Origin of the sequence: Georgenia sunbinii (assembly GCF_036421875.1) — a bacterium.
GTDB lineage: Bacteria > Actinomycetota > Actinomycetes > Actinomycetales > Actinomycetaceae > Georgenia_B > Georgenia_B sunbinii.
Map to the genome: position 1 here is coordinate 22,139 of NZ_JAZGOL010000011.1, position 21,827 is coordinate 43,965.

A 21,827-nucleotide genomic window follows, 5' to 3' on the forward strand; every position below is an offset into this window, starting at 1 on the left:
CGTGCCCGTAATTCTAGAGGAGTGGTGTCGTGGCCGGCGGGGGCGTGGCTCGACGAACGATCATCGTGTTGTGGGACTGGCTGGCATGGCTGCTAGCAGTCTTTGTCATCGTGGCGACTCGCTACGAGTTCTATCTCAACGAACCGCAGTGGGCATCTCTCATCGCCTACTCGGTCATCGCGTGCCTGACTCAACTGGTCGTGGGCACCCTACTGAAGCTCTACCGCGGCAAGTACCGCGTGGGCACGTTCGAGGAGGCGCTCGGGCTGCTGCTCACCACGACGTTCAGCGGACTGATCCTCATTGTCGGCTTCCTCGTGTTCGTGCCGTTCGAGCAGTTCCCGCGTGGCGTGGCCTTCCTCGCGCCTGCGCTAGCGCTCCTGCTGATGGCCGCCGGACGCTGGTGCTTCCGGGCCTGGCGCACCTCTCGACGGCCCCATCACGCGGACGCAGAGAAGGTGCTCATCTACGGCGCCGGTGACGCCGGCTACCAGCTGCTGCGGCTGATGCAGATGGACACCGCCTCGCCTTACCGTGCCGTGGGCCTCATTGACGACGACCCTGCCAAGCGCCATCTCACCCTCCTCGGCGCCCGCGTCCTCGGCGGGCGAGCGAATCTTGTCGAGCAGGCCCAGCGGAACGGGGTCAGCGCGATCATCCTGACCATCTCCCGCGCGGACAGCGCGATGATTCGGGAGGTTGCGGATCTGGTCGAAGGCGCGGGGATGAAGTTCTTCCTCCTGCCGCCGGTGAGCCAGATCCTCGGTGGCCAGGTGAGGCTCAGTGACGTCAAGGAGGTCGATATTGCTGACATCCTCGGCCGTCGCCAGGTTGACACCGACATCGGCGAGATCGCCGGCTACCTGACCAACAAGCGGGTGCTCGTCACCGGTGCGGGCGGTTCCATCGGTTCCGAGCTCGCCCGTCAGGTGCACAAATTCGGGCCGGCCGAACTCATCCTTCTCGACCGCGACGAGTCGGCACTCCACGGGGTGCAGCTCTCGATCTACGGCCAAGCCCTACTGGACACGCCAGACGTCGTGCTGGGCAGCATCAGGGACAAGGCCGCGATGCGTCAGGTCTTCGAGGACCACCGCCCACATGTCGTCTTCCATGCGGCGGCGCTCAAACATCTTCCGATGCTCGAGCAGTACCCGTGGGAGGGCTGGAAGACCAACGTGCACGGCACGCAGATCCTTCTCGACCTAGCCGCAGAGTATGGGGTCGAGAAGTTCGTCAACATCTCTACCGACAAGGCCGCCGCGCCCACGAGCGTCCTCGGCAAGACCAAACGGCTTGCCGAGCAGCTCACCTCTTGGTATGGCCAGCAGGCTTCCGGTACATACCTTTCGGTGAGATTCGGCAACGTCCTCGGTTCACGAGGATCGATGCTCCACACGTTCCGAGAGCAGATCGCGCAGGGTGGGCCGCTCACCGTGACCCACCCGGACATCACCCGCTACTTCATGACGATCCCTGAAGCGAGCGAGCTCGTCATCCAGGCTGGCGCCATCGGGAACGACAGTGAGGTCCTCGTGCTCGACATGGGTGAGCCAATCAAGATCTTCGACGTCGCCAAGCGACTCGTGACCCACTCGGGCGCGGACATCGACATCGTCTTCACTGGCCTACGGCCCAACGAAAAGATGCACGAGGTCCTCTTCGGCGATGAAGAGGTCGGCACCCGCCAGCAGCATCCTCTCATCACACACGTGCCGGTACCGCCGATGTCGCCCACCGATGTTGCAGCCATCGAGCACCACTACGACAACCTCGCCAAGCAAACTGTCGATCCCCAACCTGCCGGAGCCGCTCGGTGAACGACCGCATCCTCCTGTCCCCGCCTGACACCGGGCCAGCCGAAGAAGAGGCCGTTCTCCGAGCGATGCGATCAGGTTGGATCGCCCCGCTAGGTCCTGAGGTAGATGCCTTCGAAGCCGAGATCGCCCAGTACACAGGCCGGCAGCACGCTGTAGCACTCGCGTCAGGTACAGCGGCGCTCCACCTCGCACTGCTGAACATGGGGGTCGGCCCAGGCGACTACGTCGTCACGGCCACCATGACGTTCGCCGCCACCGCGAACGCCATCACCTACACCGGCGCTCGCCCCGTATTCGTAGACTGCGACGATACCGGCAACATCGATGTCTCACTCCTGGAGCATGCACTCGACGATCTGGAATCCCAAGGAAAGCACGTCGCAGCGATACTTCCGGTCGACCTTCTAGGGAAGGTGGCCGACTACTACGCAATCGGCCACCTCGCACAGCGAGCGGGCATCCCGGTGCTAGCTGACGCCGCTGAGTCTTTGGGCGCCACCCGCAATGGCGCGCCTGCTGGCAGCTTCGGAGATGCTGCGGCGATTTCATTCAATGGCAACAAAATTATGACCACATCGGGAGGAGGAATGCTACTGACCGACAACTCAGACTTCGCGGACCGTGCGCGCTATCTCGCTACACAAGCGCGGCAGCCGGTCGCGCACTACGAACACACCGATGTCGGCTACAACTATCGCCTATCGAACATCCTCGCAGCAATCGGGCGTGCGCAGCTAGACCGTCTCGATGCGATGATCGACCGCCGTCGACAGCATCGCCTCCGATACTGCGAGGCCATCGCGGACATACCCGGCGCAACTGTTTTTGGTCGCCCAGATGGCGCCGAAAGCCCTGGCCCGACACGCGACAACTTCTGGCTAACATCGGTCATCATCGATCCGGAGACCGCGGGATGGACCGCGCAGGATCTGATCGCACACTTCGGGGCCCACAACATTGAGGCTCGGCCTCTTTGGAAGCCAATGCATTTGCAGCCTATCTACCGGGACAGTCTGAACTACTCCACCGGCGTCGCCGAACGAATCTACCGCACTGGCGTGTCCTTACCTAGCGGCTCGATTATGACCGACAGGCAACTCGAACGCATCTCAAACGTCCTAAACGACTTCGAGTCGATCCACGCAAAGAACAGTACAAATCCATCAACCTTGTCCGGTCAGGACGCCCCATGACCACACCGTTGAGTACAGTACGGCCCGCGTCGAGCAGTCTTAAGCGACTGACAGACGTCACGCTGGCAATCGTGGCACTGACTCTCGGCGCGCCGGTCCTTATCGCCATCTGCTTCACACTACGAATAACTCAAAACAGCGCTGCCATATTTACTCAAGAGCGCCACGGTCTCGACGGACAGCCATTCAAGCTGTATAAGTTCCGAACCATGAAGGACATTGTAGACGCACAAGGCAGACCGCTGCCGGACGAGTTGCGGATCACGCGTAGCGGCGCATTCCTCCGACGAACAAGTCTCGACGAACTCCCGGAACTGTTCAATGTCCTCATTGGCAATATGAGTATAGTCGGGCCGCGACCTCTGCTACCACGATATACACCCTACTTTACCGCCGCAGAGCGAATCCGATTCAACACACGTCCCGGAATAACCGGCTTAGCACAGATCAACGGCCGCAACGCTGCCTCATGGGACGAACGACTCGCGTTAGATATTGAGTACGTCGCAAACTGGAGCCACCCAGCCGATGCGAAAATTGTTCTGCGTACAATAAAAGCAGTGCTTACCCAGGCAGGCGTCGAAACACTCCCTACCGCGACCATGAGAGACCTCGACGTCGAGCGAGCGGAGAGAGAGTGACACTCCGACAAGCCAGCGCTCAGGACGCCCCCTCCATCCTGCAGCTTATCCGGGAAGAGATCCTTCCAGCCGACCTGCGTCCCTACGTGCCTTACGGTCAAATCGGCGCGCACCAATACCTGACTGATCAACTGTCAATCGCCTCCGACCGCACCCGACTCATCATTGCCGCGGGTAACAACGTAGTAGGCTATATCGAGTTCCATAACCCCGCACCAAGCATAGTGTCAATTGACTATCTCGCCGTAGCTAGGACACATAGACGACTGGGCTTTGGAAGTAGACTCATCAGCACAGCAGCGAGTACTGCAACAAACGCGACCATTCGACTCGACGTTCTAACATCGAACGACGGCGCACTCGCGTTCTACCGACGTAAGGGATTCGTCCCAGTGGGATCGAAATCATGGCTAACTCGAAGATTGGCGCCACCGAACTCTCACGTTTCGCACGATAATGCAGAGAGTGAACAGCCCGCGACCATGGCCCTCGGATATGGGTTCTCCCGCGTTGGCGACTGGACCCACAAGGGACACACCGTACCAATCGGCCGTCTGGGCAATGGCATAGTTCGGGTCTACACTGAGTCGGCCCTATTTGACGATACCCTTCTAGCGGCTCTCCACTCCCAGTATCCTGACGCACGGGAAGCATTCGCCATATTCACTACAGGTCGACTTCAGGCGGCAGCCGTCACCGGAGCCTCATTAAAAGCACACTTTCAAGTCCTCGAACTGACCGGGGCGAGCCCCGGTGGATTGCAGGGCAAATGAAGTTCTCTATGGTCGACGTTTCTAGCGCCCACTGGCGGGATGCAACCTCCCTAATCCCCCATGATGTCTACCAACTTCCAGAATGGTCCGAGCTCGATAGTTTGGCCGGAAGCGGTTCCCCACGCGCTATCATCGTAGATGATGGCACGAGAAGCACGGCAATACCCGTCGTAGTACGTCGCATATCGGACACGCTATGGGATGCCTCTTCGCCATACGGCTATCCAGGGTTCGCGGCAGGTCACGGCTTCACGGCAAAAATGGCCCGGGAACTAGTTCTACATCTCTCGGAGTTCCTCCGTACTATGGGGTGCGTCAGCCTCTTTCTAAGGCTCCACCCGACCCTCAACAATGCAAGCGCCTGGCCCGATGAGTTCACTCGCCTTGTTGGAAAGACGCTGATCCTGGATCTTACAGTCTCCATCGATGAGATACAGTCCAGTATTCGCAAGGGCCATAAGAGCGATATCAAACGTGCAGTACGTGAGGGCCTCGAAGTAGTAGAAGACTCGAGCGAAGAAGCGTACAGAGAATTTCAGCGAATATACGAACAGACAATGCGTAGAGTAGACGCTGCCGACTACTACCAGTTCGATCGTGACTATTTCAATTACCTGCGAATTAATATGCGGTCAATGGTTCGCCTATATCTGGCAGTGCAAGACCACGATGTCGCCGGCGGGGCTCTCTTCCTGGAGGCGCCGAGCTCAGGCATAGTTCAATACCATCTCTCGGCTACCGCTGACCGGCACTTAGGCCTCCAACCCAGTAAGTCAATCATCCACCGTGCGATTCACGATAGCCGCGACCGCGACTTCTCACTACTGCACCTCGGTGGTGGTCTTGGTGGCAATTCTGACTCACTCTACAATTTTAAAAAGGGATTCGGCGCCACCCCTGTCGACTACAGAACCGTACAACTCATCACAAATGCCGATGCTTACCACGAACTGAGCGCAGGCACTCCCGCCGGATCATATTTTCCTACGTATCGTATGCCTTCTCAGGACTCAGAGAGCTAACCATGTCCCGAATTACATATATCCACCAGCACTTCAAGCGGCCGGACGAGGCCGGTGGCACCCGCTCGTGGGAGTTCGCCCGGAGGCTAGCCTCCGATGGACATCGCGTCACGGTGATCTGCGCTGGAGCCCAATCGCGGCGTTATGAAACCGAAGGATTCAGAGTACGACAACTCCGCGTAGCATACGCCAACAGGTTCGGCTTTCTAGCGCGGATTATGTCGTTCATCCGCTTCATGTGCGCTGCAACACTCGTCACGTTACGTGTACCTGCAGATCTCATTTATGCAACAAGCACCCCACTAACGGTTGCCATCCCAGCATTGGCCCGTCGCCTACTCATGGGAACGCCCTATATCTTCGAAGTTCGCGATCTATGGCCGGCCGTGCCGGTAAGCCTTGGCTACTTGCGGAACCCGAAAGTCATTCGCGTCGCCCAGTGCATCGAACGTCTCGCATACCGACACGCCGCAGAGATCGTGGCTTTATCACCATCGATGGCCGATGGTGTGGTTGCAGTGAATCTCGCCGTGCGCGTTTCGGTGATTCCTAATTCTGCGGACCAAGCACTCTTCCACTCGGTGGCACAGGATCGCAATGCTCTGCGAGGTGAACTCAATTGGCCCAATGAGAAGCGGATCGCCCTGTACGCCGGCTCGCTCGGCCATTCATATGACACTCCATGGCTCGTTGACTTAGCCCAACATCTTCGCCAGACCGAGTGCATTATCGTCATAGCTGGCTCGGGAGCTGCCGAAGACAGTTTGCGTCTTGCGGTGCAGAAGAGAGGCCTGGATGACACCATACTGTTGGCTGGAGCAGTCTCGAAGCAGGATGTTGCAAAAATGTACAGCGCTGCCGACCTGATCCTTTCAACACTGCTCCCTCACCCCTCCCTGGAGGGAAACTCCCTCAACAAGGTATTCGACGCACTCGCTGCTGGCAAAGCAGTGGCCTTTAACCACGGCGGATGGCTCACAAATCGTCTCACCGAGGCGGGCGCTGGGTGGCGCCTGAGTCGCGAATCGGGAAGCGCAGCAGAGTCACTTCGACGGATCTTGGACGACGAGCGTTCGTTGCGGCAGGCGGAGGCGGCTGCAACCGTTCTGGGCGAGACTGAGTTCGCCAGAGACACACATTACAGTTCTCTCAGGCAGGTAATTACTCGCGCACTCGGCACACTTGACACGGCGTCGTTTGATGAGGGGAAAGTAGCGTGATCAACGACATTGAGCGCGTGCTCATCACCGTCATCACCTATCGACGTCCTGCGGAACTCGAGCGCATGCTACATAGTCTTCTTCAGTTGCAGACCACGCTCTCCCACCGGATCGTGGTGGTTGACAACGACCCTGAGGGCGGCGCCCGCAGCATCGTACGGAACTTTAGCGAGCGTGTTCAGTACGTTCACGAGCCGATGCCTGGCATCGCTGCCGCAAGGAACCGTTGCATTGAACTAATTACTTCCGATGACGACGCAATCATCTTTACTGACGATGACGAAGTGGTCACACCTGACTGGCTCGAAGAACTAGTGCAGTGCGCTCACGTGTATGCCGTCGATATCGTCGCGGGTCCTGTCGTCTCTGTGCTACCGAAGAATGCACCGAAGTGGATATTGAACGGGAACTACTTTCAGCGACGCATTCGGAAGACCGGAGCATCAGACGGCCTGCCCGCAACGAACAATGTTCTGGTACGTTCCAAGATTCTCACCATCGATGCGGCACCGCGATTCGACGACGCCTATTCAGCCACGGGCGGTAGTGATACAGACTTCTTTTCACGCCTAGTGGGCAGGGGACACAGTTTCGTATGGTGTGAGACCGCGCGCGTCGTCGAGTACATACAGGCTGATCGCGTCACCTTGCCATGGCTAATTCGTCGATTTACCCGGGGCGGTGAGACGCATGCGCGAGTTCAGCGCCAAATCGAACCTGCATGGCGGCTTGTACTACGAGGGGGCAGCCTACTGGTTGCAGGTATTGTATGCGCGCCACTGTCGCTGCTATTCGTCCCACGACTACGGGGACGCAATCTAATGATGGCCGCGCGGGGGCTAGGCATAATTCGAGGCACACTCGGACTTCGAGTTCATGAATACGCACGGGCGGTGGGCTAGTTGGGAACGCCAAGACTCCACGGGAAGCCGGCGAGCTACAATCATGCGGTAGGCACTATCAACGGCATCGACGCGGGCATCACGCGCCCACGCCTTGCAGCTGCGTGGGTCCTCCTGCCGCTGGTTCTGGGCGTCGGGGGTACATTTAAGGGTACTCCGCTCCTGTCTTGGCTACCGTTTGATCTAACCTTGGTTGCGGCGATAGTCGCCATCATTGGCATCTTTAGCTACCTCGCGAAGACGCATGGCACCGCGCCCCTAGATCTCCGCATTATCATGGGTCTATGGGCATGCTTTATTCCTGCAACTGTGGTCACAGCTTTGTCGGGCAATAGCCTGTCGAAGCCACTGCAACTATTTACCGTGACGCTGGCGGCAGCCGTGTGCGCCCCCTTCATACTTCAGAGCGTCAAGGCTCAGCGCTGGTGGATATATGGCCAACTTGGACTGGCGGTAGTAGTAGTCATATTGATCCAGCTATTCCCGGATCAGCAGGCTCTTGCAAGGGGCCAGGCAAGCATCTCCGGATCGAACACTATCGGTGTCGGGAGGCTACTTGGTGCAGGCACGATCATCGCGGTACTGCACGCGATCTGCGTGAGGCGAGCGCGTATCTTCACCGCCATAGTCGCGCTGGGGCTCGGTGCAGCACTTTTGATCGTTGGAAATCGCGCGTCCTTCATCGCCGTGGTCGTGACCGTCATATGCACAGCTCTTCTCTCGCGCCGATTTAGCGGAGTCCGCCTCCGTATTCTGGCAGTTGTATCGATCGGGCTCGCCTGTGCGGCAACAGCTGTCGCGACAGGTAAAGTAGGTTCCTCGAGCCGAATTAGTGCGCTCCTCCAGGGCAGCGATTCCACAGTCCTCGTGTCGAACAACGTTCGTCAATCGCTGTTGGAAGTGGCTATACGCACTAGTGCGGACAACCCAATCGGTGTCGGCTGGGGTGGTCTTTCGTCGATGCCCGAGTTGGCGTCAGGTCTCGGTGAGAACGTGTATCCCCATAATGTTGTCGCAGAACTCTTTGCTGAGGGTGGATGGCTAGCAGGTATGGGATTCCTCGTATTCCTAAGTCTAGCCATATCTCGTCTGCGCCGTGTGAGTGAGACGCGGATAAATACACTTCTGCTTTCCTTGGCGATATACTGGACAGTAGTTGCGCTCTTTTCGGAGGATATAAATGGTAACCGAATGATGTGGATAAGCCTCGCACTCGCCTTCGGCATTCCGGCAGCAGGCCGTGCACCGAAGGATAGAACCGTTGGAACAGCCCACTAGCGCCCGGCAGTACGTCCCTATCAAGCGTAACTACAGCCTCGTTCCGAGAACAATTCCGTATATCAAGCACTCCATGCAGTGCAGGTTGGAAGATCGATAAATATGGCCAACGCCGGCTCTGACGAAGTATCGCCCTCACGAAGGTCGCTCCTGGATCTACTCAAAGACCTAAAGGGCAGTGCCGCGTATGTAGTGCCTATGGTCGGGCGCAACGGGCGACCGCTGGGCAATAATGGAGACCGTCTAATGCTCACCATGTTCGGGCAAATTCTTGACGATCTCAAGATCAGGCGCACGACGCTCCAGATGGCTGAAGTGGTCGTCGTGCCGCCAAATGGGGCACTACTGGACACCTACGAGTTTCCCTGGATTCTCCGTGACGCGCTCCGACAAGCGCCAAACCTCCCGGTTGTCATCTTCCCATCGTCGGCATACTTTCCTGAGGTTGACCCAAGTTTTATGTTCGAAGGCCGTCCAGCCGCAACCACGTGGATAATGCGGGAGGGGAACTCATTCCGCCACCTGCAGTCCGCATGGGGCGAGTCTTTAACACGGGTTGGCGTTCGCCTCGAGCTCGACCACGATGTCGTAGCATCCGCAGGTAAGTTTCTGCCCACGCAGTTTCCATCCTCTGGCAGCACCGGATACCTCCTCGTCGCGGCGCGCCTGGATCGCGAGTCGAGCAGTTCTGCCTTATCGCGGGGCAGCGGTGCGGAGAAGCTTCCGTCCCTCAAATCTAGGCTCAAGAGAGGCTGGCTGAAATTGCCCAATTCGCGCGTAAAGACGTTCATAGGACGTTATGCGAAGCGCGCTGAATTACAGAAGAGCGGGAAGCTGCTCGAGTCTAGGCTATCGAAAGTAGCGTGGCAGGATCTCGGCATCACGCCTGATGTTGTCGCCACACTGCCTCGGCGTTACGTAGACATCAGCTCTCCGCAGTTCGCGACCTATCGCGAATACGGGAAGTTGATTGAGGGTGCCACCGCTGTCATTTCGGATCGATTGCATGTAGCGATGCCCGCGGCATTGTTGGGCAAGCCGACGGTAATGGTCGAAGCTGGCTACTACAAGTTGGGAGGGGTCTATCAGCGGTCTCTTACGGACCTACCCAATGTTTACTATGTTCGCTAACCCAGCTTGACTTTTCGTGGCACCTGCACGAGTTTGCCACGCGCCCGGAGTCGCACTTCAGCACTTCGCCACTTCATCGGAGACCGCATTGACGAGGAGTACGATTAGTAAGCCCATGACCGGTCAGTGTAGATTAGCGTGCTCGATGGTAGACCGGCGGGGAACCACCCCGTCTTCCTTGCCGGGAGGACGTCCCTGATGGACTCAAGCAAAACTGCGCGCGGCGCACTCAAGGGTGTATTTCAACTATCAGTGGGAACTACAGTTACACGCCTGATTTCTGCGGGTTCGCAGTTTGTACTGGCTATATGGCTAGTCCCCGCTCAGTTCGGATTGTGGGCTGCAGCAATATCCGCCACTGCGTTCGCTGTGGCCCTGACCAATTTTGGTTTGGTTGATGGCTACCTTGCTCGCCGTGGGCTTACTCTGCGAAGTTTGCTCAAGCAAAGCACCATAGGAAACGTTCTCCTGACGCTTCCAGTGCTGGCCATCGCCGCCCTGTATTCTCGAAGTGGCAATCACGAAGTTGGATTGCTGGTGCTTCTGGCTGGCTGCAACATTCCATTAACTGGCTTAAGTGAAGTTCTTAACGCGCGACGGTTGAGACGTAACGGATACCGCTCGATTGTACTGAGCCAAGCGTGTGCAGCTTTCGCCAAGCTCGGGGTCGGCGTCGCGGTTGCCTATGCGACCCACTCCGCCGTCGCCATTGCACTCAGTGCGATAGCTTTCTCAGTTGTCATGATCCTCCTCCTCTTATTGCCTTCGTCGTCAAGGGAAGTAGTGGTCGATGAACCCGAGTATCGTCCTCAAGAACGCATTGCGTGGGCGACACATGCGCTGGTGATGCGGTTGCCGCCCTACCTAGGCTTTCTTGTCGCGCAGTTTCTCACCACACCGGATGTGTTGGGAATGTACTACCTCAGCTACCAAGCTGTGGTGGCAGTTAGCTCCGTCGTAGCGCCGCCACTCAAGCGCGTCGCGCTCAACACGATGACTCAGCATCCACCTGAGGTTAAGACGATGCTCGCTCGGACGTTTAGCCACATCGCTAGCAGAGCCACACTCACTGCGTCGGCAGGGGCCGTTGTCGTGCTTCCCCTAGTCTGGCATCTGGCGCCTACACATTGGCGCGATGCTCTCCCCGCGATGCTGGTCTTCTTGGCACTATTGCCGGGTAGAATGCTGTCGCCTGTTATCGACGCATACCAACAAGCGAGTGACGAGTGGAACAAGAGTATCCGCTTTCATGTATTTGATGGCATAGTGGTGTGCCTGGCGGCAATTACTGCACTTATGGACGACATCTTCTTGCTAGCATTAGTCTTAAGCGTTTCGCGCTTGGGCGTTATTGGGGTACGGACATATTTTGCCTACGTCATGCCGAAACGTGAGCGGTGGTCGCTAACTGCCGTGTCGACGGGACTTCCGTTCGCGCTAATCGTTAGTGCCGCAGTTAGAGATGTTACGCCGGTCCCATCCCTGACCTGTTTTGCTATAGGCGCGTTTTTGCTCGGTTCTGCGGTAGTGCCGCTCTTACGAGGCGATAGCCCGACTGCGGCATAGTGGCCTGTGTCGACTAGGATGATTGGATGCACCATGCATGTTGCAATATTGAGCCCTCATCAAAGTTCTGGATACAGCGGTCCCACAATACTAGTCAAGAGACTAGTATTGGGATTACCAACCGAGTTCGACGTCACTGTGGTGGGGCCGGAGGAGTCGGGCGGCGTCCAGGCGCCGGTCGCATTTGAACGTATTCGAACAAAGTCCATACGATCGCGTGGTGGCCAGCTTAGGTGGAGCATCGGCGTGGCAGCTTGGATTGTACGGAGGCGCCGACGACTCGACCTCCTTCACTTCCATGGTACATACCTGTACGCGCTGCTTCCCGCCGTGGTGTGCCGAGTGCTACGGATTCCATACGTACTGCTTCCGCTCGCAGCAGGAGGGGATCTCTCCGTCAGCTCGGCTAGTAACCGCTGGTCCATTGTTAAGGCGATCCGCCGGTATGCAGTTTCCGGCGCGTCGGCGGGGCTCTCACTGGCGCCACCAATCGGAGACGAATTGGCGTCATGGGGAGTGCCACGTTCGGCCATCTTCCCGATTCACAACCCCGTGTCGATGGAGTACTTTGAGAACGAGATCGGGCGTCGCCACGCACGGGCACACGGTCGGACGCTCGTGTTTATCGGGAAGCTTGGCTCGCGAAAATCACCCGAACTCGTTCTGGGAGCTCTCAACCTCCTTCGGTCTGAATGGCCTTCCGCTCGAGCATGTTTCATTGGCCCCTTCGAGTCCGCAAAGTTCGGTAGTGCGTTCTGGGAGAGAGCGGAGACTCTCGGAGTCAGGTCGAGCATAGATGTCGTGGGCCACGTGGAGAATGTAGCAGAGCACATCGGTGATGACGCGAGTATCTTCGTCTTGCCGTCCACCCAGGAAGGTCTCCCAGGAGCGCTGGCCGAGGCAATGGCTTTGGGCCTTCCTGTGGCCGTCAGTACGGCAGGTGCCATGCCGATGGTTGTCGAGCAGTCTGGCGGCGGTGAAGTTGTTGAGCGTGACGCAGCGGCGATAGCCGAATTTGTCGCCAAGCTATGGCGGACCGACGCACTGTGGCGATCGTACAGCGATTCGGCACATTCGTATGCTTCTGAGCATTTCTCGACAAGTGCGGTCGTGAGTCAGTATTTAGAATGTATCGTGACCGCACGTCATTAGTTTGCTATTTCACTGATAGAACGTTCGCCTGGGGGCTCGGCTCTCCAGTCGGTTATAGAAAGGGAATCAAGTTGCAAATTTCAGTGATTGGTTGTGGGTACCTGGGTGCGGTGCACGCGGCGTCGATGGCAGAGCTAGGCCATGACGTCGTGGGGATCGACGTCGATGCGGCCAAGGTCGCGTTGCTGTCCCAGGGCCGGGCGCCGTTCCACGAGCCCGGCTTCGACGAGCTGCTGGGCCGCCAGGTGGCCTCGGGCAGGCTGCGGTTCTCCACCGACTACGCCGACGCCGCGCACGCGCAGGTCCACTTCGTGGGCGTGGGCACCCCGCAGAAGGAGGACTCCTTCGCCGCGGACCTCACCTACGTCCACGCCGCGTTCACCTCGCTGCTGCCCCACCTGAAGCCCCACCCCGACGGCCCCACCCTGGTGGTGGGCAAGTCCACCGTCCCGGTCGGCACCGCTGCCGAGCTCGCCGACCCGATCCACGCCGCCGGCGCGGTCCTGGTGTGGAACCCCGAGTTCCTGCGCGAGGGCTTCGCCGTGCAGGACACCATCTCCCCCGACCGCATGGTCTACGGCCTGCCCACCGAGCCCGCCGCCCACGCCGCCGGCCAGCAGGTGCTGGACCAGGTCTACGACAACCTCATCACCCACCAGCAGATCCCCCGGATGGTCACCGACTACGCCACCGCCGAGCTGGTCAAGGTCGCCGCCAACTCCTTCCTGGCCACCAAGATCTCCTTCATCAACGCCATGGCCGAGCTGTGCGAGGCCACCGGCGCCGACGTCACCCAGCTCGCCCAAGCCATCGGTTACGACGACCGCATCGGAGCCAAGTTCCTGCGCGCCGGCATCGGCTTCGGCGGCGGCTGCCTGCCCAAGGACATCCGCGCCTTCATGGCCCGCGCCGGCGAGCTCGGCGTCNGGCCATCGGCTACGACGACCGCATCGGAGCCAAGTTCCTGCGCGCCGGCATCGGCTTCGGCGGCGGCTGCCTACCCAAGGACATCCGCGCCTTCATGGCCCGCGCCGGCGAGCTCGGCGTCGACCAGGCACTGACCTTCCTGCGCGAGGTCGACTCCATCAACGATCGCCGCCGCGACCACGTCTTCAACCTCGCCACCCGCGCCCTGGGCGGCAACGTCGCCGGCAAGCGCGTCGCCGTCCTGGGAGCCACCTTCAAGCCCGCCACCGACGACCTATGCGACTCCCCCGCCCTGGACATCGCTGCCCCCCTCACCGGCGCCGGCGCCGACGTCGTCATCACCGACCCCCAGGCCGGCCCCATCCTGCGCCGCACCCGACCCGACATGACCGTCGCCGAGACCGCCACCGAGGCCATCACCGGCGCCCAGCTCACCCTGCTGCTCACCGAGTGGACCGACTTCCGCGAGCTCGACCCCGCCGCGATCGCCGCCCTGCCCGCCGACGCCACCATCATCGACGGCCGCAACGCCCTCGACCCCCAGCAGTGGCGCGACGCCGGCTGGACCTACCACTCCATCGGCCGCCCCTAGTGAGGCTCGAGTCGCCTACCGCCCATGGCGCGAAGAGCGTGACAGTGGCCATCACGTGGGGCCAGTCTCGGTGGAGCATGGGAAGATGCGTGGGCGCAATTACTAACTGGGGGTCATGAGTGGAACTGGGCGACTACTTTCGGGTGCTCCGAAACCGTTGGCTGAGCGTACTGAGCGTCGCGCTCGTGGTGCTCGCCGCGACCGCGGCAGCGACCCTGCTGATGACACCGCAGTACACGTCATCGACCCGGATGTTCTTCGCGGTCCAAGGCGGGGAGTCGGTCTCTGATCTAGCCCAGGGCTCGACGTTCACCGAGAAGCAGATGGCTTCGTACGCCGAGGTCGCACGCTCGCCGCTGGTACTGGCAGGAGTCGTTGAGGCGCTCGACCTCGACCAGGAGCCGCGATCGCTCGCGGGGCAGCTCGACGTCACAGTCGCCGCCGACACGACAATCCTGGTCATCTCGGCCACCGACGCGGACCCATCGCTCGCGCGAGACATCGCCAACACCGTCGCGGATGAACTGTCCGCGACGGTGGGCGAGCTGAACCCCGAGCGGCCCGACGGCAGCGAAGCCGTTCGCGCCACCATGTTGAGCGAAGCTCAGGTATCGACCGCGCCTTCGTCGCCCAACACCACCCGCAACCTCGCCCTCGGCGTGGTCCTCGGCCTGATGCTCGGCGCCGGCGTCGCGCTGCTCCGCGAGGTGCTCGACACCAAGGTTCGCAACGAGCGTGACATCTCCGCGATTACTGACATCAGCACCCTCGGAAGCGTGCCGATCGACGACGCGAAGAGCGACCACCCGGTCTTCATGCACGATGACACCCTCGGCCAGCGCGCCGAGGCGATCCGGCGGCTCCGCACGAACCTCCAGTTCGTCGACTTCTCCGACCGCCCCAGTTCGATCCTCGTCACGTCCTCGATCAGCAACGAGGGCAAGACCACCACAGCGATCAACCTCGCGGCCTCGCTCGCTGACGCCGGCTCGCGAGTGATCCTCGTGGACGCGGACCTCCGCCGTCCGTCGATCGCCAAGTACATGGGGTTCGAGGGTCGGGTGGGTCTCACGACCGTCCTCATCGGCAAGGCCACCATCGGCGACGTCGTCCAGCCGTGGCAGGACACGTCACTCGACGTTCTCGCCTCCGGCCGCGTCCCCCCGAACCCGAGCGAGCTGCTCGGATCACGGGCGATGTCCCGGCTGCTCGCGGACCTGTCGACCACCTACGACGTCGTTGTCATCGACAGCCCACCGCTGCTGCCGGTGACGGACGCCGCCATCCTCAGCAAGATGGTCGGCGGCACGCTCGTCGTCGCCGGCGCCGACAGCATCCACAAGGCGCAGCTCCGCACCGCACTGGAGAGCCTCGCCAAGGTCGACGCCGACGTCCTCGGACTCGTCCTCAACAAGGTGGAGCGCAAGAGCCACAACAACTACTACGGCGACTACTACGCCACCGAGGACCCGAACCTCACCGGCAGCCGGTCCGGGCGACGCTCCGCACGCAAGTCCAGCAAGGCGCCGGCCCGTGCAGCTGCCGACCAGCCGGATTCCGCGCGAGGGTCTACGTGGCCCGGCGAACGGATGTCGGCCACCCGCCGCTGAGCCGGTCAGCTCACCAGGAGAGGCCGCCGTCGACGGACACCAGCACCTCGTCGGCGGCCCAGAGCCACACCGAGCTCCCCGCAGCGGCGGCCGCGAGTTCCGAGGCGTCCTCAGCGGGAGCCGGGGCACAGGCGGGCTCGTCAGCCGCCTCGCCGGTGAGGTCGGTGAACGCCAGCGCGACGCCCTCCTCACAGACCTCGTCGCTGCCGACGAGCACATAGCCCCCATCGCTCGCCCCCACGGTCACCGCGTCCAGCTCCGGCGTCGTCTCCTGCCAGGTGGCGCCGCCGTCCGCGGTGACGTTCAGCGAGCCGTCGGTGCAGAGCACGCCTGCGCTCGAGGCGTCAGTCCCCACCAGCTCAACGGCCTCACAGGGAGCATCGATGGTGCCGACCGGGGCTCCCATCCGGGACCGGTCCGCCGGGTCGAGGTACCAGGAGCCGGTGAGGAACTGGTTGTTCGTGGACCACGAGACGCCCGCCGTCGACGAGGACAGGTAGACCGGCTCGCAGTCCGCTCCCCCACCGATGGCGAAGATCGTCGCCGCGCCCAGCACCCGGATGCGTGACAGCGGGGCGAGCTCGTTGGGCAGCTCACGCCACGTCTGACCGCCGTCGACGGTGTGCTCGAGCGTGCCAGGGTCCTCGCACTGCCCGACCGTGGCGCGCCACGCGACCTGCTCCGTGGCGGCCACCAAGATCCGCTCCGCCGGCTCAGCGCGCAGCTGCTCCGGCTCGGCCGGTGCCGGCAGGGCAGAGCCGACCTTCTCCGGGCGCTCCGCTGCGCCGTCGTCGGCCGGGTCTGTGGCCGGCTCTGACGGGCGAGCGCTGGACGGCGAACTGGGCACCGCCGTCGACGTCCCCGCCGGGACTCCTGGCCGGGTCAACAACAGCGTGATGAGGACGATGTTGAGAACGATCAGCGCAGCGATACCAAGCCACGACCACACTCGCCTGCCACCTGAACGCATTCGTCAAGTGTAGGTGAGGGGTCCTCGCTGCCGCGGCCCCGTGCCCGGCGCAGTTACGCTGGGGCTGCTCGCCATTCCCGTTCGAGCTTTGTGCGAGAGAGAGACGCTATGCGATACCGCTCAGGCGATGACTTCACCCTGCTCGCCGTCTGCACCGGCAACATCTGCCGCTCCCCCGCGATCGAACGGCTCTTCCGGTCGGTCTTCACCGACGGCAGCGGCATCGTCGTCCACAGCGCGGGGACCGGGGCGCTGGTCGGCGAACCGATCCAGCCACCGATGGCCACCCTGCTGCACCGGCACTCGGTGGCCGCCGACGGCTTCAGCGCCCGGTCTGTCACGCAAGGCCTGGTCGACTCGGCCGACCTCGTACTCACCGCCACCCGCTCGCACCGCGGCAAGGTGGTCGACCAGGCACCGGCCGCGGTACGCCGGACCTTCACGCTGCGCGAGTTCGCTCGGCTCACCGCGGAGGTCGATCCCGTGCAGCTCGAGGAAGCCGCCGGACCAGGCGCTCGGCCCTCCGAGCGCCTGGCCGCGCTCGTCCCCCTCGCCGCGGCCCACCGCAAGCAGGTCGACCGTGGCCTCGACGACATCGCCGATCCCTACCGGCAGAGCGACGAGGTGTACGCAGAGTCCTTCGAGCAGATCATCGAGGCCGCACGCGCCGTCGCGCGGGCCGTGCTGGTGGTGCCGGACCAGTAGCGACTGGACCGGCGCCTCACGGACCGAGGAAGATCTGTGCGCAGAGCAGCGTCGCGTCGTCCTCGACGCAGCCGATGCCGATCTCGGTGAGGGCCGGATCGACGATGTTCGCGCGGTGGCCCGGCGAGCCCAGCCAGGCGTCGGTGACCTCGGCCGGCGTGGCGGCGCTGTTGACGAGGTTCTCCGCGGCGGTCGTCTGCGGCGCGCAGCGCTCGATCACGGGGCCGAGCGGGGCGTGCTCGAGTTCCTCGGCACCGACGAGGGCGGCGGCCCGCTCCAGCGCGGCCTGCCGGGCGCACTCCGACGGCGTCAGCTCCTCGAGGCCCTCGCCGCGGCGAACGTCGTTGGTCAGCGCGACGAGCTCGACGGCGTACTCGTCCGCGGCCGGCGATGAGGCGGGGGGCGCCGTCGCCGCGGTGCTCGGCTCCGCCGTCGGGCCGGGACCGGGCTCGGCGGCGCAGCCGGCCAGCACCAGCAGGCTCGCTGCGGTCACCAGCACGGCGCGGCCGGCACGGGGATGGCGGGTGGGGCGTGGCACTCGAGCAGGGTACGACGAAGGCCCCTGCGAACGAGTCGCAGGGGCCTTCGGGTGGTTCGTGATGACCGGTCAGGCCTTAGTGGCCTTGCCCCGGCGGTTGAACACCAGCGCGGTGGCGCCCACGAGGAGCAGGAGGACCGCGCCGATGAGCAGCGGGGTCGCGGTGGCGCCGGTCTCCGGCAGCGAAGGTCCGGCAGCGGAGTCGTCGCCGTCGTCCCCGGCGCCCGGTCCGGCCTGGCCACCGTCGCCGACGACGATCGAGGTGCTGTCGAGCACGTTGCCGTCAGCGTCGGTGGCGACGAGCTGGAAGGTCGCCTCCTCGGTGAGGGTCACCGTGAAGACCGCCTGGTTGTCGACAGCGATCTTGGTCAGCGACTTGGTGCCGGCGATCTGGATCGCGTCGTCGGAGACGCCGTCGGCGCTGATGGTCAGCGTGACGTCGGTACCGGTTGGTGCGGCCACGGCGACCGTGAACGACTCGCCCGGAGCGGGGTTGGTGGTGCTTACGGAGATGTTCAGGTCATCCTCGGCGTACCCGAAGGCTGCCGAGGGCGCGAAGACGAGGAGGGCTGCAGCCAGCATGCCCGCGAGTGCGCGTCGGATCATTGGAACTTCCCCCTGAAGAGCATTGGTGACCGGATGGCCCTTAGCAGCGTAACTGCTATTCGACACACGTCCAAGCGGTGGCACTAAAATTGTCGCCGCCGGGGCCCGGGGTGGTCCGCAGGATCGCCGGTAACGTATAGCCAGGCCCGGTGGTGATGTCCACCTCGGTGGTCGCCGACTCGCCCGGCTCCAGCGCGACCCGGCGGGCCGCGACCACCAGATCGTTGTGGATCTGCGGCAGAACGCCGGGGTCACCCTCGGCGGCGCGGACGTCGGTGATGCGGCCACCGGTCGGGGCATAGACCAACAGGTTCGACCGCATGTCCCCCTTGTCGACCACTCGGCCCGTCCCGACCAGTGAGACGGGCAGGTCCGCGGCGTCCTCCGGCGCGGCGGAGGTGAGCGTCACCGACATGGTGAGGTCCTGCGTGCCGTCCGGGTGACAGGTCTGGGCCGTCAGCTCGACGTCCATGTGCTGGTAGTAGGCGATCTTGGCAGCACTGAGGTCGTTGACGTAGACCCCGACGACCGGTGCGCCATCAAGATCTCCACGCAGCTCGCCGCTGAGCACGGTGCCGCTGAGCAGGCCCTGCTCGGCCTCGTGTGCCGACCAGATCATCAGCCGGCCGTCGTCGGCGGAACCGACGAGGGCGGCCAGCATCGCCGCCGACGACCCCTCACCGGCCACCAGCTCGGCGAAGACCAGCCCGGCGGCGGCCTGGAAGAAGTCGTCCTGGTCCGCCGGGTCCGCGATCGACAGGTAGACCTCGTTGAGGAGGAGCTGGACCGCGTTGTCGGACGTCAGCTCACCCCCGAGCGGCAGATCGACCGGACCGGTGGCGCCCAGCAGGGAGGCCAGCACGATCGGGTCGACCGACATCACGCCGTCGACCTCGGTCCCGACGCCCTGCCGCCACATCTCGGTGATGATCTGCGCGCTGCGCGGGAAGTGCGGGGTCGCAGTGACATTGCCCGGGTAGCGGCCGAGCTGGGTGCCGAACAGCGCCACCTCGGTGTCCGTCAGCTCGACCGCGGGCTCCGAGAAGGAGCCGACCTCGACGGCGGAGCGCTGGTCGAGGATCTCGATCGCGCCGTCGTCAGCTCCAAGAAGGACGAAAGCGCCGGTGAGGCCGCCCGTGCTGCGCGGCTCGGCGTTGTTCTGGACCAGGAGAAGGTACTCGCGGGGCTCGTCGGCGCCGAGCATCGGCGGCAGCAGCTGGACGGCGCGGGACGCCGTCGCGGTAAGCGAGCTGACGTCGGAGAGCTGGCCGGCGAGGTCCGTGAGCTGACCAGTGAGCTCGTCGATTACGCCGTCGGTGTCGATCGCGTCGAGCCGATCGATGGCCGCGTTGACCGCGGCGTCGGCGGCGATGACCTGCGGTGCCACCTCGATGATCGGGGCGAGGTCGATGCGACCGTCGACCAGCGCGAGGTTGGCCGGGTTGACCACCTGGGTGGCAGAGACGAGGTCCGGCAGGACGTCCGAGGCGAGGTCGTCGACCACGACGGTCGCCTCGCGGGCGGCGTGGACGTTCGGGCCGACCCACGGAAGCGCGGCGAGGACCGACCAGTGCGGTCCGCCGAGAGCGTCCCGGGCCGCTGTCGTGTGCTCCTGCAGCTCGGCCACAGTGGCCACAGCGGTTTCTGCGTTGCCGGCGAGCGCCTGCGAGCGCAGGTCCTGCACCTGTGGCATGGCCGCGCGCAGCTCGGTGTAGGCGGTGCGCGCCTGCAGCGCGTAGACCACGACGAGCGCGAGCAGCGCGAGGATGACGGCGAGGATCAGCCCGGTGAGGATGTTGCGGCTGCGGCGGGACTTCTTGGTCTTGCGGCCGGTGGAGCGGCTGCGGCGTCCAGCGGCCTCCTGGCGGCGCGAGCCGGCGCTCTCTGCGGCTGCGGGGTCTCCCCCGCCCGACGCACCGCGTGTGCTGTCGGAGCCGTCGAGCCATGCCGGGAAGTCGTCTGTCACCGGGCTATCTCACCATTGAACGCACGCTGCTCCCAGCGACGCTCACCTGATGTGTCACGGCGGTGCTCCCCGAGAATGCCGCTGACCATCGTCAGCACAACCGGATTGGCACGGACCCGGCCTGCCACTCCGCCGAGGGTGGCAGAAAGCTGCCCCGGGACATAGCGGATTGGGCTCAGTTCGACAACGAGCGTTTGACCGCCGTCTTGGCTGCGGTTCCCGGTTCCGCGACGGCCAGTTCCCGCACCGCTGGGTCCTGCTCGATCTCGGCGGCCCAGGCGGCGAGGTCGACCTCCAGCTCGGCCGCGCGGGCGGTCACCTGTCGTAGTCCTGCCTGAGCAGCTCTACGTCCTCGGTGAGCTCGGCGACCTGGGCGTGGGCGTCGGCCAGCTCCGCTTCCAACGTCCGGTACTCCCGCGACTCGGTGGGGTCGCTGGTGGCGTCGCCGATGCCCATTCCCAGCAGGAGGGTAAGTACCCCACCCGCTACCAACGCCAGCGGTCGGGAGACCTTGGGCGTCGGCGCCGACGGTGCGTCGTCGACGATCTGACCACGCACATAGCTCTGATCTATCACTGCGTTTGCTCCACGAAACAGGCGCTGACCACTCCGTCAGCGAGCCGAATAGTCGCGGGGCCGCCCACCCCAGTCAGAGTCTTGCAGTGGATGCCGCTGTGGCGTTGCGTTTTGAACACTCAATCTGACGTGGAGAACCAGCGATGCCGACGTGCCCGCGCGTTCGTGGCGCCTATGTGAAGTTTGTCGGTCGAGAGTGGCACAGGTCATGGCTGCCGCCGGTGACCTACTCACGTGGTGGACATCTGACGACTAGCCCGGAACTTTCACGGGGTGGTGGGCTGAGGCTGTGACGGCGCGGTAGCCGTTTCTGAGGTCGATGATGGCATCGGGGTATGACAGCGGCCCGGGTCTCGTGCCGGGTGGGCGCCAGTTCCAGGGGCCTGTGGGCTTGCAGTAAGTGCGCGGGACGGGGCCTGGCGATCAGGTCGGGGCGGCGAGTTGTCGTAGCCGGGTGATGGCGCCGGCGGCGAGGCGGGCCCATGGTGCCTGGTCGGCGAGGTGGAGCACGACGCGTCGGGCGCTGCGGGCGATGGTGGCGGGGATGGTGAACAGCCGCAGCCGCAAGCGTTTGGGCTCCCAGCGGCGGGCGGGATGATCACCGAGGGCGAGCATCTGCATCCAGGCGGTGATCTCGGC

The 21,827-nt window shown here is 62.9% G+C and carries 20 protein-coding genes and 2 pseudogenes; 15 read left to right on the forward strand and 7 right to left on the reverse strand.

Annotation, left to right across the window (positions count from 1 at the left end; all coding sequences use genetic code 11):
• Positions 1–29 precede the first annotated feature (29 nt).
• From V2J52_RS16495 to V2J52_RS16555, 14 genes and pseudogenes are all read left to right on the forward strand, one after another.
• Complete coding sequence (locus tag V2J52_RS16495) at positions 30–1,820, forward strand: polysaccharide biosynthesis protein (RefSeq protein ID WP_331228834.1); 1,791 nt, start codon at positions 30–32, stop codon at positions 1,818–1,820.
• Positions 1,817–3,013, forward strand: a complete 1,197-nt coding sequence (locus tag V2J52_RS16500) for a DegT/DnrJ/EryC1/StrS family aminotransferase (RefSeq protein WP_331228835.1) — start codon at positions 1,817–1,819, stop codon at positions 3,011–3,013. The genes V2J52_RS16495 and V2J52_RS16500 overlap by 4 nt, the downstream gene beginning before the upstream one ends.
• Entirely contained in the window at positions 3,010–3,654 is a 645-nt protein-coding gene (locus tag V2J52_RS16505; RefSeq protein WP_331228836.1) for a sugar transferase, read from the forward strand. The genes V2J52_RS16500 and V2J52_RS16505 overlap by 4 nt, the downstream gene beginning before the upstream one ends.
• A gap of 86 nt (positions 3,655–3,740) precedes the next feature.
• Positions 3,741–4,427, forward strand: a complete 687-nt coding sequence (locus tag V2J52_RS17100) for a GNAT family N-acetyltransferase (protein ID WP_434056443.1) — start codon at positions 3,741–3,743, stop codon at positions 4,425–4,427.
• Positions 4,424–5,449: a GNAT family N-acetyltransferase gene (locus tag V2J52_RS16510; RefSeq protein WP_331228837.1), complete on the forward strand. Its 1,026-nt coding sequence runs from the start codon at positions 4,424–4,426 to the stop codon at positions 5,447–5,449. The genes V2J52_RS17100 and V2J52_RS16510 overlap by 4 nt, the downstream gene beginning before the upstream one ends.
• Positions 5,450–5,451: 2 nt before the next feature.
• The gene (locus tag V2J52_RS16515) at positions 5,452–6,669 is read left to right on the forward strand and encodes a glycosyltransferase family 4 protein (RefSeq protein WP_331228838.1); all 1,218 of its coding nucleotides are present in this window, start codon (positions 5,452–5,454) and stop codon (positions 6,667–6,669) included.
• Positions 6,666–7,571, forward strand: coding sequence for a glycosyltransferase family 2 protein (locus tag V2J52_RS16520; protein WP_331228839.1), 906 nt, complete (start codon positions 6,666–6,668; stop codon positions 7,569–7,571). Before V2J52_RS16515 ends, V2J52_RS16520 begins: the two co-directional genes overlap by 4 nt.
• Before the next feature lie 363 nt (positions 7,572–7,934).
• A complete protein-coding gene (locus V2J52_RS16525; RefSeq protein ID WP_331228840.1) occupies positions 7,935–8,849 on the forward strand; it encodes an O-antigen ligase family protein in 915 nt (304 codons plus the stop codon).
• 246 nt (positions 8,850–9,095) lie between these two features.
• Complete coding sequence (locus V2J52_RS16530; protein ID WP_331228841.1) at positions 9,096–9,980, forward strand: polysaccharide pyruvyl transferase family protein; 885 nt, start codon at positions 9,096–9,098, stop codon at positions 9,978–9,980.
• Positions 9,981–10,178: 198 nt separating this feature from the next.
• Complete coding sequence (locus V2J52_RS16535) at positions 10,179–11,546, forward strand: oligosaccharide flippase family protein (protein ID WP_331228842.1); 1,368 nt, start codon at positions 10,179–10,181, stop codon at positions 11,544–11,546.
• Between the two features lie 33 nt (positions 11,547–11,579).
• Positions 11,580–12,698, forward strand: a complete 1,119-nt coding sequence (locus V2J52_RS17105; RefSeq protein ID WP_434056442.1) for a glycosyltransferase family 4 protein — start codon at positions 11,580–11,582, stop codon at positions 12,696–12,698.
• A gap of 71 nt (positions 12,699–12,769) precedes the next feature.
• Positions 12,770–13,621: pseudogene (locus V2J52_RS16545) on the forward strand (UDP-glucose dehydrogenase family protein); the annotation flags it as partial.
• A 5-nt stretch (positions 13,622–13,626) separates the two neighbouring features.
• Positions 13,627–14,217: pseudogene (locus V2J52_RS16550) on the forward strand (UDP binding domain-containing protein); the annotation flags it as partial.
• Positions 14,218–14,336: 119 nt separating this feature from the next.
• Entirely contained in the window at positions 14,337–15,827 is a 1,491-nt protein-coding gene (locus V2J52_RS16555; protein WP_331228844.1) for a tyrosine-protein kinase domain-containing protein, read from the forward strand.
• A gap of 10 nt (positions 15,828–15,837) precedes the next feature.
• Here V2J52_RS16555 and V2J52_RS16560 read toward each other — a convergent pair whose 3' ends face one another.
• Positions 15,838–16,797, reverse strand: coding sequence for a beta propeller repeat protein (locus V2J52_RS16560; protein ID WP_331228845.1), 960 nt, complete (start codon positions 16,795–16,797; stop codon positions 15,838–15,840).
• Positions 16,798–16,905: 108 nt separating this feature from the next.
• Between V2J52_RS16560 and V2J52_RS16565 the strand changes: the two genes are divergently transcribed.
• Positions 16,906–17,502 (forward strand): arsenate reductase/protein-tyrosine-phosphatase family protein, encoded by a 597-nt coding sequence (locus V2J52_RS16565; RefSeq protein ID WP_331228846.1) that lies wholly within the window; start codon positions 16,906–16,908, stop codon positions 17,500–17,502.
• Between the two features lie 16 nt (positions 17,503–17,518).
• Here the strand turns inward: V2J52_RS16565 and V2J52_RS16570 are convergent, their stop codons facing one another.
• The 6 genes from V2J52_RS16570 to V2J52_RS16595 all read right to left on the reverse strand — a co-directional run.
• Positions 17,519–18,040, reverse strand: a complete 522-nt coding sequence (locus V2J52_RS16570) for a CAP domain-containing protein (protein WP_331228847.1) — start codon at positions 18,038–18,040, stop codon at positions 17,519–17,521.
• Between the two features lie 69 nt (positions 18,041–18,109).
• Positions 18,110–18,646 (reverse strand): LPXTG cell wall anchor domain-containing protein, encoded by a 537-nt coding sequence (locus V2J52_RS16575; protein WP_331228848.1) that lies wholly within the window; start codon positions 18,644–18,646, stop codon positions 18,110–18,112.
• A 55-nt stretch (positions 18,647–18,701) separates the two neighbouring features.
• Complete coding sequence (locus tag V2J52_RS16580; protein WP_331228849.1) at positions 18,702–20,612, reverse strand: DUF4012 domain-containing protein; 1,911 nt, start codon at positions 20,610–20,612, stop codon at positions 18,702–18,704.
• A 175-nt stretch (positions 20,613–20,787) separates the two neighbouring features.
• Positions 20,788–20,931, reverse strand: a complete 144-nt coding sequence (locus V2J52_RS16585) for a hypothetical protein (RefSeq protein ID WP_331228850.1) — start codon at positions 20,929–20,931, stop codon at positions 20,788–20,790.
• On the reverse strand, positions 20,928–21,188 hold the full coding sequence (locus V2J52_RS16590) for an FtsB/FtsL family cell division protein (RefSeq protein WP_331228851.1): 261 nt from the start codon (positions 21,186–21,188) through the stop codon (positions 20,928–20,930). Before V2J52_RS16590 ends, V2J52_RS16585 begins: the two co-directional genes overlap by 4 nt.
• Positions 21,189–21,611: 423 nt before the next feature.
• Positions 21,612–21,827: transposase (locus V2J52_RS16595; protein ID WP_331228852.1), on the reverse strand; the 216-nt coding region annotated here is incomplete at its 5' end.

Bases quoted from the DNA above. Each gene is read 5' to 3' on its own strand.
- V2J52_RS16505 (WP_331228836.1), top strand. From the start codon at position 3,010: ATGACCACACCGTTGAGTACAGTACGGCCCGCGTCGAGCAGTCTTAAG.
- V2J52_RS16510 (WP_331228837.1), top strand. From the start codon at position 4,424: ATGAAGTTCTCTATGGTCGACGTTTCTAGCGCCCACTGGCGGGATGCA.
- V2J52_RS16515 (WP_331228838.1), top strand. From the start codon at position 5,452: ATGTCCCGAATTACATATATCCACCAGCACTTCAAGCGGCCGGACGAG.
- V2J52_RS16530 (WP_331228841.1), top strand. From the start codon at position 9,096: ATGCTCACCATGTTCGGGCAAATTCTTGACGATCTCAAGATCAGGCGC.
- V2J52_RS16535 (WP_331228842.1), top strand. From the start codon at position 10,179: ATGGACTCAAGCAAAACTGCGCGCGGCGCACTCAAGGGTGTATTTCAA.
- V2J52_RS17105 (WP_434056442.1), top strand. From the start codon at position 11,580: ATGCATGTTGCAATATTGAGCCCTCATCAAAGTTCTGGATACAGCGGT.
- V2J52_RS16560 (WP_331228845.1), bottom strand. From the start codon at position 16,797: ATGCGTTCAGGTGGCAGGCGAGTGTGGTCGTGGCTTGGTATCGCTGCG.
- V2J52_RS16565 (WP_331228846.1), top strand. From the start codon at position 16,906: ATGCGATACCGCTCAGGCGATGACTTCACCCTGCTCGCCGTCTGCACC.
- V2J52_RS16575 (WP_331228848.1), bottom strand. From the start codon at position 18,646: ATGATCCGACGCGCACTCGCGGGCATGCTGGCTGCAGCCCTCCTCGTC.